The 10,658-nt window shown below is 73.3% G+C and carries 10 protein-coding genes and 1 pseudogene; 5 read left to right on the forward strand and 6 right to left on the reverse strand.

The window, feature by feature from the left end:
• Nucleotides 1-37: 37 nt before the first annotated feature.
• Nucleotides 38-952: an HpcH/HpaI aldolase/citrate lyase family protein gene (locus LG943_RS07240; RefSeq protein ID WP_270071420.1), complete on the reverse strand. Its 915-nt coding sequence runs from the start codon at nt 950-952 to the stop codon at nt 38-40.
• The gene (locus LG943_RS07245; protein ID WP_270071421.1) at nt 949-2,136 is read right to left on the reverse strand and encodes a CaiB/BaiF CoA transferase family protein; all 1,188 of its coding nucleotides are present in this window, start codon (nt 2,134-2,136) and stop codon (nt 949-951) included. Before LG943_RS07245 ends, LG943_RS07240 begins: the two co-directional genes overlap by 4 nt.
• A gap of 115 nt (nt 2,137-2,251) precedes the next feature.
• Between LG943_RS07245 and LG943_RS07250 the strand changes: the two genes are divergently transcribed.
• Nucleotides 2,252-2,986 carry a GntR family transcriptional regulator gene (locus LG943_RS07250; protein ID WP_270071422.1) on the forward strand — a complete coding sequence of 245 codons (735 nt, stop codon included), beginning with the start codon at nt 2,252-2,254 and terminating at the stop codon, nt 2,984-2,986.
• Nucleotides 2,987-3,264: 278 nt separating this feature from the next.
• Nucleotides 3,265-3,813, forward strand: a complete 549-nt coding sequence (idi, locus tag LG943_RS07255) for an isopentenyl-diphosphate Delta-isomerase (RefSeq protein WP_270071423.1) — start codon at nt 3,265-3,267, stop codon at nt 3,811-3,813.
• Between the two features lie 85 nt (nt 3,814-3,898).
• On the opposite strand, the gene LG943_RS07260 is transcribed toward idi, so the two are convergent.
• Both LG943_RS07260 and LG943_RS07265 read right to left on the reverse strand, forming a co-directional pair.
• Entirely contained in the window at nt 3,899-5,566 is a 1,668-nt protein-coding gene (locus LG943_RS07260) for a DUF4041 domain-containing protein (protein ID WP_270071424.1), read from the reverse strand.
• Nucleotides 5,567-5,678: 112 nt separating this feature from the next.
• On the reverse strand, nt 5,679-6,191 hold the full coding sequence (locus LG943_RS07265; protein ID WP_270071425.1) for a hypothetical protein: 513 nt from the start codon (nt 6,189-6,191) through the stop codon (nt 5,679-5,681).
• Here LG943_RS07265 and LG943_RS27750 point away from each other — a divergent pair.
• Nucleotides 6,120-6,302: pseudogene (locus LG943_RS27750) on the forward strand (GNAT family N-acetyltransferase); the annotation flags it as partial. The gene LG943_RS07265 and the pseudogene LG943_RS27750 overlap by 72 nt on opposite strands.
• Before the next feature lie 171 nt (nt 6,303-6,473).
• Here LG943_RS27750 and LG943_RS07270 read toward each other — a convergent pair.
• Nucleotides 6,474-6,944: an NUDIX hydrolase gene (locus tag LG943_RS07270; protein ID WP_270071426.1), complete on the reverse strand. Its 471-nt coding sequence runs from the start codon at nt 6,942-6,944 to the stop codon at nt 6,474-6,476.
• An 87-nt stretch (nt 6,945-7,031) separates the two neighbouring features.
• A complete protein-coding gene (locus LG943_RS07275; protein WP_270071427.1) occupies nt 7,032-7,889 on the reverse strand; it encodes an NAD-dependent protein deacetylase in 858 nt (285 codons plus the stop codon).
• Between the two features lie 554 nt (nt 7,890-8,443).
• Here LG943_RS07275 and LG943_RS07280 point away from each other — a divergent pair.
• On the forward strand, nt 8,444-9,304 hold the full coding sequence (locus LG943_RS07280) for a GH12 family glycosyl hydrolase domain-containing protein (protein ID WP_270071428.1): 861 nt from the start codon (nt 8,444-8,446) through the stop codon (nt 9,302-9,304).
• Nucleotides 9,259-10,518 (forward strand): Nramp family divalent metal transporter, encoded by a 1,260-nt coding sequence (locus LG943_RS07285; RefSeq protein ID WP_270071429.1) that lies wholly within the window; start codon nt 9,259-9,261, stop codon nt 10,516-10,518. The genes LG943_RS07280 and LG943_RS07285 overlap by 46 nt, the downstream gene beginning before the upstream one ends.
• The last annotated feature ends 140 nt before the right edge of the window (nt 10,519-10,658 follow it).

The following is a 10,658-nucleotide window of genomic DNA, read 5'->3' on the forward strand; positions in this document are numbered from 1 at the left end:
GGCCGCGCCCCGGGATGGGGGGCGCGGCCCGCCGCCGTCAGTGGGGGCGGGCGCCCAGGTGCTCGGCGAGCGCGATCGTGCGCAGCGCCGACTCCACGATCGGGGCGTCGATGAACCGCCCGTCGGGCAGCGCGATGGCGCCGGTGCCGTCGGCGGCGCCCCGCTCGGCGGCCGCGGCGACCTCGCGGGCGCGCGCCACCTCCTCCGCGTCGGGGGTGAAGGCGCGCCGGATCACCTCGACCTGGCGCGGGTGGATGGCGGTGCGGCCGAACATGCCCAGGTCGCGGCCAGCCCGGCAGGAGGCGTACAGGCCCTCGGTGTCGGCGACGTCGGTGTAGGCCGCCATCGCGGGCGCCGGCAGCCCGGTCGCGGCGCAGGCCAGCACCACCTGCGCGCGCAGCCAGGTGTAGGCGGCGTCGCCGCGCAGGCGCATCTGCGCGGCGAGGTCGGCCTCGCCCAGGGCCAGCGCCCGCACCGCCGGGTGGGCGGCGATGGCGGCCGCGTTGTGCACCCCCAGAGCCGACTCCAGCAGGCAGTGCACCTCGGTGCCGGCGGGCAGCCGCTCGGCGACCGGGTCCACATCGGCCGGGCCCTCGACCTTGGGCACCCGCACCGCGTCGGGCGCGGCGGCGGCGCCCAGGGCGCCGAGGGCGTCGAGGTCGCGGGCGCCGTGCTCCCCGCGCGGCGGGTTGATCCGCACGTGGACCCGCGGGCGGCGGGCAGCGTCGGCGGGGTCCAGACCGGCCAGGAAGCCGGCCACGTTGCGCCGCGCGGCGTCCTTGGCGGGCGCCAGCACGGCGTCCTCCAGGTCGAGGATGACCGCGTCGGCGCCGCCGGCCATGGCCTTGGCGAACCGGTCGGGGCGGTCGCCGGGCACATACAGCCAGGCCACCAGGGGCGGGCGGGCGGCGGCGGGCGCGCCGGGCGCGTCGGAGGCGGGCCGGGAGGTCACGCCACCACCCCCGCCTCGCGCAGCCGCGCGATGTCGTCGGCGCCGTAGCCCAGCGCGCCCAGGACCTCATCGGAGTGCGCGCCCTTGGGCGGGCCCGCCCAGCGGATCCCGCCGGGGGTCTCCGACAGCCGGAACACCACGTTCTGCAACGCGACCGAGCCCAGCTCCTCGTCGGGCACGTGCACGATCGACTCCAGCGCGGCGTACTGCGGGTCGTGGGCGATGTCGCGCACGTCGTAGATCGGCGCGACCGCCGCCTGGGCCTCCTCGAAGGCCGCGATCACCTCGTCGGCGTCGCGTTCGGCGATCCACCCGCCCACCGCCGCGTCGAGTTCGTCGGCGTGCTCGGCGCGGGTGCGGCCCGAGGCGAACCACGGCTGCTCCACGAGGTCGGGCCGCCCGACCAGGCGCACCACCCGCTCGGCGATGTTCTGGGCGCTGGTGGAGATGGCCAGCCAGCGGCCGTCGCGCGTGCGGTAGGTGTTGCGCGGCGCGTTGCTGGAGGAGCGGTTGCCGGTGCGCGCGGGCACGGTGCCCAGGGCGTGGTAGGCGGTGATCTGGGGGCCCAGGACGGTGAGGATGGGCTCGATGATCGCCAGGTCCACCACCTGGCCGCGCCCGGTTTGCTCGCGCGCGTTGAGCGCGACCATCACCCCGTAGGCCACGGCCAGCGCGGCGATGCCGTCGGCCAGGGCCAGCGGGGGCAGGGTGGGCGGGCCGTCGGGCTCGCCGGTGATGGCGGCGAACCCGCTCATGGCCTCGGCCAGCGTGCCGAACCCGGGGCGGTGGGCCATCGGCCCCTTCTGCCCGAACCCGGTGACGCGGGCGATGACCAGGCGCGGGTTGACCTCCCACAGCCGCTCGGGCGCGAGGTTCCAGCGCTCCAGCGTGCCGGGGCGGAAGTTCTCGATCAGGACGTCGGCGTCGGCGAGCAGGCGCAGCGCGACCTCCTGGCCCTCGGGGACCGAGAAGTCGACGGCGGTGACGCGCTTGTTGCGCGAGAGGAGCTTCCACCACAGCCCGACGCCGTCCTTGGCCTGGCCGTGCCCGCGCGAGGGGTCGCCGCGGCGGGGGTGCTCGACCTTGATCACGTCGGCGCCGAAGTCGCCGAGATAGGTGGCCGCCATCGGACCGGCGAAGAGGGTCGCCGCGTCGATGACCCGGATGTTTCCCAGGGGTTGCATGAGGATGCATCTTATAAAATATGGGATATAGGTCAACCCCCTGTGTGGCCCGGGTCGCACCGCGCCTCCCACTAGACTGGGCGCGACCGGTTTCGCGCAGGGAGGAGACGCCCCAGTGGCTCGCGCCAGGACCCGCGGCTCTGCGGGGGCGACCACTCCCGCCGCGCCGGCCCGCCGCCCCCCGGGCAGCAAGGCCGACTACGTCCACGAGGTCCTGCGCCACGAGATCCTCAACGGCGAACTCCCACCGGGCGCGGCCATCGGGCAGGAGGAGATCGCCGCCCGCCTCGGGGTCTCGATCACCCCGGTGCGCGAGGCGCTGCGCCGCCTGGAGAGCGACGGCCTGATCTCCTACCGCGCCCACCACGGCGCCACGGTGTCCGAACTCGGGTCGGGCGCCGCCGAGGAGCTGTACCTGCTGCGCGCGGCGGTCGAGGGGCTCACCGCCCGGCTGGCGGCCGCCCGCATCACCGACGACGGCCTGGCCCAGTTGCGCCGCATCCACGAGCGCATGCGCGGCGCCGACGCCCACCAGGCGGCCCAGGACAGCCGGCTGTTCCACCAGACCGTCGCCGACATCGGCGGCCCGGCGTTCCTGGCCGCCCACGTGCGCTCCATCCGGCAGAACAACCCGGTGCCGCCGTCGGTGTCGCTGTGGAACGACCCCGACAACGCCCGCCTGTTCCTCGACGCCCACGAGCGCCTGCTGGAGGCGCTGGAGCGCCGCGACGCCGAGGCCGCCGAGCGGATCATGGCCGAGCACATCCAGGCCAGCGCGGTCGCGCGGACGGCCGCCAACAGCGCCGAGCGCGCGGCCCAGGCGCCGCCCGACGGGGGCGACCAGCAGTAGGACCGGGCGCCGGCCGCCGGGGACCCGGCCGGACGGGAGCGGGACCGGCCGGGGGACAGGTGCGCGCCGCGCGCCCGCCCGGCTCAGCCCGGGGCGGGCCGCGCCGGGCGCGCCGATCCACGTGGACCGGGTGGCCAGGTGGCACCCGCGTCGGCCGTCTCCCGGCGCTCGCCGCCCCGCCTGTGGTAACCAGAGGTAACCGCAGGTCCGCGAGCCCGCCGCCCGCCTCGCGGCCGGCCACCGCGCCGCCGCGCCGCCGATCGACACCGAGGGGTCCCATGCCCAACGCCGACATCATGGTCGAACTCGTCGACCCCGAGGGCACCGCCGTCGCCGTCTCGGAGAAGCTCGCCGCCCACCAGCCGCCGGGCGCCCTGCACCGCGCGTTCTCCGTGTTCCTGTTCTCCGCCGACGGCCGGATGCTGCTCCAGCGCCGGGCGCACGAGAAGTACCACTCGCCCGGGGTGTGGTCCAACACCTGCTGCGGCCACCCCTACCCCGGCGAGCCCCCGTTCCTGGCCGCCGCCCGCCGCACCGTCGAGGAGCTGGGCGCCGCCCCCACCCTCCTCACCGAGGCCGGCACGGTCACCTACGACCTCCCCGACCCAGCCTCCGGCCTGGTCGAGAAGGAGTACAACCACCTCTTCGTGGGCCGCCTGGGCGCCCCCCTCAACCCCGACCCCCTGGAGGTCGCCGAGACCACCCTCGCCACCCCCGAGGCCCTGGCCGACCTCCTCGCCGAGGCCCCGTTCTCGGTCTGGTTCCCCACCGTCCTCACCGCCGCCCGCCCCGCCATCCGCACCGCCTTCCCCGGCGCCGGCTGGTAGCCCCGGCGCCGCACCCGGACGCGGTGCCCAGCGCGTCTCCCTTCCGGTGCCGCCGCCGTGGGCCGACACCGGAAGGGAGGGTGCCTCAGTCGGCGGCTATGGCCGCGGGAGTTGATTCTCCGCCGGACTCGGCGACGCTCTGCCTGTACTCGGCGGCCTCCGACGTCTCGGTGTACTGGAGCAGATCGCCGGCGACGCTTTCGAGGAGTTCGCGGACCTCGGCCGGTGTGGCGTAGAAGAACTCCCGTCGCTGGTTGACCCGGTTGACCCGCTTGTCGGCGAGCCTGCGGTGGAGTTCGGCCTCGACCCCCACCGCGTCGTTGGAGAAGTGCAGGGCGTGCACGTCGAAGTTGAACGGGACCGAGGCGTCACTCAGCTCCCGCACCCGGTCGAGCGGGTCGAGGCGGCGGGTCATCCCCACCTTCACCATGCGCTCGCCGAAGGAACCGAGGTTGGAGATGACGTAGACGTATCCGGCGCGGACGTTCGCGGCCCGCTCCTCCACGTCGTCCATGGCCTTGGCGATGTCGTCGATCTGCCCCTGCAGGCGCTGGGCGCCGCCCTCGTCGCCCTTCGCGCGGAGGGCTGCTAGCGCGTTCTCGTAGTGGCGGCGCTCCTTCTCCAATCGCGCCTTCTCCCGCTCCAGTTCAGCCTGCGCCAAACGCTCCTCGCGCAGACGCGCCTTCTCTTCGCGTTCGCGCTCTTTCTCCTCGGCGAGTTTGTTCAGGTGGTCGGCGGTCAGTTCCAGTTCGCGGAGGCGAAGTTGGTGGTAATTGTGGGATATGCGGATGTCCATGGACCGGCCGAGCTTCTCGACGGTGGAACGTGTCTTGCCGAGCCGCTCCCTGGCCGTCGCGAGCTTGTAGGGCTTCATACCGCGCACCAGGTTGTCAGCCTCGTTGTTGTAGGCGCGCAACAGCAGTTTGGAGAACTCGCCCACCATGCGGCGCCCTTCGGCGAGTGAGTCGTTCAACGTGAAGTTCGTGGTGGCCTGGACCGCTCCGCCGTCCTTGCGGTTCATGGCCTTGATCTCGTCCTTGAGCACGGCGAGTTCCGCCTTGTAGGCGACGGAGTCGTCCAGCGGATGCGCGTATTCATAGACGCCGGCCTCCTGCAGGGCCGCGATGTCCTCGGTCACGACGATCTGGCGCTGCAGTTCGCCGATGCGCGCCCAGAGTCGCTCGGACTCGGCCACGGCGCGCGCGACCTCCGCCTGGTGGGCGGCTTCCACCTGGCGGTGGGCCTGCTGCGCCTGCTCGAACTCCCGGGTGTGGCGCTGCTGCAGTTCGGCGATGTCGTCGCCCAGCCGCCGCTTGACCTCCTCCAGTTCGGCGGCGTCCAGCACGCCGAGACGCTCCAGTTCGGCTCGCAGGTGGGCGTTCTCCTCAGCGAGGCGGTTGACCTTGTTCGCCAGTTCGCGGGCCTTGGATCGGGCGCCGAAAAGTCCGATCTCGGTGTCGACCAGGGGGGTGGCCGTCGGCTGGGTGGAGGGTTGCGGCTGCCCCGGCCCTCCTGCCGGCGGCGGAGCGGCCGCCGGTTGCGGCGGTATGGACGGGGAAGCGACGGGGACCCAGAACTGCCATCCCGCAGGCGCGGGACCCCACGCGGCGTTGGGATGCCAGCCCGGAGGCGGCACCCAGCCGGGCGGCGGCGCGGGCCAGTTCGGAGGGGAGTTATAGCGGTACCCCTCGAACGAGGTTCCCGGATAGGGCGAGGCGGGGCCGCCGGAGGGATCGCGGCTCTCCTGTCGCATAGATCTCCCATGGAAATGGCGACCGAGCGGGGGACGCGGCAGACAAAAAGGACCGACAGCGTCGGTATTGGGCGAAATGCTACGACGTGGAGCAGGAACGTGGGCCGGTTTCTCACCGGGAAGGCCAGAAAATCAGAAGACGGCAGGCCATGCCGCCAAGGCGATCATCGGCGGTCCCGGTATTCCACAGGCGCCGCGCTCGACTGGCGTCCCGTGGCCGGGGCGCGGGAGCATGGGGTGTGCGGTCGGGTGTGCGGATCCCGGCACAGGTCGGGAAGGGGTGGTGAGGGCTATGGGTGCTGAGCCGATCGTGTTCCGGGAGGCCGGGCCGGGGGATCAGGCGGCCCTCGACGCGCTCGACGACTCCTTCACCACCGACGCGGTGTACCAGGTCGCCGCCGACGACCACGGGTTCACGCTCCGCGTGGTGCCCGTCGACCCCCCGCTGGTCAAGGTGTTCCCCGACGATGACGATGACGACGACGGCGACGACGGCGGTGACGGCGATCCCCAGGGCCGCGGCGCGTCCGCCGACCGCCGCGTCGAGGTCGCCGTGGCCGGCGGCACCCTGTGCGGCTTCGCCGAGGTCGGGCTGGAGCGCTGGAACCGCAGGCTGGTCGTCCACCGGATCACGGTGGCGCCCGCCTACCGCGGGCGCGGTGTCGGCTCGGCCCTGATGCGGCGGGTCTGCGCCTACGGGCGGCGGCACGGCGCGCGCACGGCGTGGCTGGAGACCTCCAACCTCAACGTCCCCGCCGTCCGGGCCTACCTGCGGATGGGCTTCTCCCTGTGCGGCCTCGACACCAGCCTCTACCGGGGCACGCCGAGCGAGGGCGAGGTCGCCCTGTTCCTCAGCCGGGACCTCGACCCCGGCGGCCGGCCGCCCTCCGGCCGGCCCGGCGCCGGCTCACCCGAGCGGGCCGGGGCCGGCGGTGGCCAGCGCCAGCACGGCGATCCGGGCGTCGATGGGGCTCATGCCCGGCAGCCCGGTGCCCGGGGACCACAGGCGCACCGCGGCGATCTCGGGGGTGGGGGCGAACCTCTCGGGGGCGAACACGCAGGTGCCGCGGAACACCGCGCCGCGTTCGCGGCGGCCCTCGGCCAGGGCGAACTCCGCCGTCCCCGCCCACCGCACGCTTTCGGCGCGCTGCGCGGTCTCCTCGGCGAACTCCCGGCGGGCGGCCCGCTCCGGCTCCTCGCCCGGCTCTATTCCGCCGCCCGGCAGCTCCCACTGGGCGCGGTAGGTGTCGAACACCACCACCACGCCGCCGCGCGCGGCGGCCACCAGCAGCGCCAGCGGCATCGGCGGCGCGCCGGGGTCGGGGTCGGGTGGCGCGGGGCCGAACCCGAGCAGGGCGTTGCCGCGTGCGTCGCGCACGGGGAAACCCGCGCCGGCCGGTCCGCCAGGGGGTGTCACAGCCTTCGTCCTACCCGCGAACGCCGCCGCCCACGGCTCGGGCGCGGTTCACCGGGTGTAGCAGTCCGCCAGGGCGCGCAGCACCGGCGAACACCCCTCCTCCACCTTGAGCGCGGCCAGCGCGTCGCCGCGCGTGGGCCCGCGGTTGACGATCACCACGGGCTTGCCCTGCTCGGCGGCGCGCTTGACGAACCTGCGGCCCGACAGCACCGTCAGCGACGACCCCGCCACCAGCACCGCCGACGCCGCGTCCACCAGGGCGTAGGCCTCGTGCACCCGCGCCTTGGGCACGTTCTCGCCGAAGTACACGATGTCGGGCTTGAGCACCCCGCCGCACGCCGCGCAGTCGGCCACCCGGAACCCCTCGGTCGAGGCCAGCACCGCGTCGGCGTCGGGCGCGGTCTCGACGTCCTCGACCCCGTCGGTGAAATCGGGGTTGAGCGCGGTCAGCCGCTCGGCCAGGGCCGCGCGGGTGGTCACCTCGGCGCACGACAGGCACACCACGCGGTCGTAGCGGCCGTGCAGGTCGATGACCCGCCGACTGCCGGCCGCGTCGTGCAGGGTGTCGACATTCTGGGTGATCACGCCCGACACCACCCCGGCGGCCTCCAGGTCGGCCAGCGCGCGGTGGCCGTCGTTGGGCCGGGTGCGGTGCACGTGGCGCCATCCCACGTGGTTGCGCGCCCAGTAGTGGCGGCGGAACCCGGGGTCGCCCACGAACTGCTGGTAGGTCATCGGGGTGCGGGGCGGGGAGTCCGGCCCCCGGTAGTCCGGGATCCCGGAATCGGTCGAGACCCCCGCGCCGGTGAGCGCGACCACCGGTCCGTCGCCGAGGACCGCGCGGACCGCCTCGGCCGTGGCCGCGATGCCGGTCGGGGTGGGGGTGCTGGTCACCGAGTTGGTCACCTTATGAGGGTATGCGCTCGCCGCCACCCGGCCCGGACCTGCGCCTCGCCCTCACCCTGCGCCCGCCTTGGGACCGGCGCCGCGCCCTCTGATGTGGCTCTTTGTGACGCGCCCTTGACGCCCGGTAGGTCGCGGGCGACTCTGGCAGTGGAGTCCTGTCTCGCGGGGCACTCCCGACGACACGGGTCCGGGCCCGTCCCACCCCATGGCGGGCTCTCCGCTCGCGGCGGCCGGCGCGCGCCGCGCCGGCGGTGCGGCTCCCCACGGCGACCGCGGCTCACCCGGCTCGCATGAATGGGAGCGCTCCCGGTGCGGCTGCCGGCCCGAACGCGCGAACCGCCGGCCCCCAACGGCGGCGGACAGGCAGAAAGGAACCCCAGCCATGCTGCTCCCCCCCCATCCCCCAGCGGCCGGGCCGCGCCGGCGTCCGCGCCGGCCGCACCCCCCGCGCCGGCCGCCGCACCTGGGCGGCGGCGGGTGCGGCCGCCCTGGCAGCCGCCGCGCTCCTCACCGGCGGCGTCCCCTCCGCCGCGGCCGACACCGGCGCTCCGTCGGTGGCCGCGCGCGAGACGCTGTGCGACAAGTACGCCTCCACCCGCGTCGACGGCGGGCGCTACATCGTGCAGAACAACGTCTGGGGCGCCGACACCCGGCAGTGCGTCGAGGTCAACGGCACGTCCTTCCGCGTCACCACCGCCGACCACAACAACTCCACCAGCGGCGCCCCCGCCGGTTACCCCTCCATCTACGTCGGCTGCCACTACCGCAACTGCACCATCGGCAGCGGCCTGCCGGTGCAGGTCAGCCGCATGAACACCGTCACCAGCAGTTGGCAGACCAGTTCGCCCTCCACCGGCGTCTACAACGTCGCCTACGACCTGTGGTACGACGCCGACCCCAACGCCCCCGCGCAGAACGACGCCGAGCTGATGATCTGGCTGAAGTACCAGGGCGGCGTCCAGCCCATCGGTCAGCGGGTGGCCACCGGGGTTTCGGTCGCCGGTGCCACCTGGGACATCTGGCAGGGCAACATCGGCTGGAACGTCATCAGCTTCATCCGCACCACCCCCACCGACTCCGTCTCGGGGCTGGACCTCACCGCCTTCACCGACGTCGCCGTGGCCCGCGGCGCGGTCCGCCCGGAGTGGTACCTCACCAGCATCCAGGCCGGTTCGAGCCCTGGCGGGGCGGCGCCGGACTCGCCACGCACTCCTTCTCGACCACCGTCCGCTGACCCCCGGCGGCCGGTCGCCTGGGTTTCTCCTGGTCACCGCTTGGTTAAGGCTCTGGACTTCCCCGCCTCCACCCATCAGGATCAACCACGTCACATAGTCATTAACCACGTATTTCGGGCGAGGGGAGTCTGCGGGTGCAAGAGCCGAAAACCGAGCAGCGCAACACCAGTTGGAAGCTGATCGGTCCCGGGATCGTGGCTGCCGCGACCGGTGTGGGGTCCGGTGACCTGGTCGCCACCCTGGTGGCGGGCGAGAACTACGGCTACGCCCTGCTGTGGGCGGTGATCGTGGGCTGCATCGTCAAGATCTCCCTGGCCGAGGCGACCGGCCGCTGGCACCTGGCCACCGGCACCACCATCTTCGACGGCTGGCGCAGCCTGGGGCTGTGGACGTTCGTCTTCTTCGCGCCCTACATCGTGATCTGGGGCTTCGTCTACGGCGCCACCGCCATGTCGGCCACCGCGCTGCCGCTGGCGGCGATGTTCCCGGCGGTGCCGCTGCCGGTGTTCGCGATCATCGCGGGCATCTCGGGGCTGGTGTTCGTGTGGTTCAACCAGTACCCGGTCTTTGAGAAGGTCATGACCGTCCTAGTCGGCGTCATGTTCGTGACCGTGGTGGGGCTGGCCGTGTACCTGGTCCCCAACCTCGGCGGCATGGCCACCGGGCTCGTCCCCACCGTCCCCGAGGGCTCCCTCTTCAACACCCTCGGCCTCATCGGCGGCGTGGGCGGCACCATCACCATGGCGGCCTACGGCTTCTGGGTGAACGCCAAGGGCTGGCGCGACTCCACGTGGATCAAGATGATGCGCATGGACAACCGGGTGGCCTACATCACCACCGGTGTGTTCGTGCTGGCGATGCTGGTGGTCGGCGCCGAACTGCTGCGCCCGATGCAGGTGGCGCTGGCCGACGGCGACCAGGGCCTGATCACCCTGGCCGAGGTCCTCCGCGAGGAGTTCGGCCCGGTGGTCTCCATCCTGTTCCTCATCGGGTTCTTCGCCGCCGCCTACACCTCGCTGATCGGCGTGTGGCACGGCGTCAGCCTGATGTTCGCCGACTTCGTGCGCAAACTGCGCGGGAAGCCCTCGATCCCGGTGGAGGAGCGCGAGACCAGCAAGGAGTTCCGCGCCTACCTGATCTGGCTGACCTTCCCGCCGATGCTGCTGCTCATCCTGGACGAGCCGATCCAGCTCATCATCGCCTACGGCGTGCTCGGCTCGGCGTTCATGCCGTTCCTCGCGTTCACCCTCATGTGGCTGCTCAACACCCGCCACACCCCCAAGGAATGGCGCAACGGAATCGTGAGCAACGTCGGCCTGGCCATCGCCGGCGGCCTGTTCCTGGTGCTGTGCGTCAACGACATCTACGGCCGGATCACCGGCGCCGGAGGCTGACCCCCGGCCCGGGTTCGCCCCCGGCGCCAAGCGCCCGAGCGCGGAGGTGCACCGGTGCCACTTTGGGAAAAGGAATCCCCTTCTTCCGGAGTGGCCCTCCGGTGTCACCACCTCCGCGCTCGGGCGCTTTTTCACGTGCA

Origin of the sequence: Streptomonospora mangrovi, assembly GCF_027604915.1 — a bacterium.
Classification (GTDB): Bacteria; Actinomycetota; Actinomycetes; order Streptosporangiales; family Streptosporangiaceae; genus Streptomonospora; species Streptomonospora mangrovi.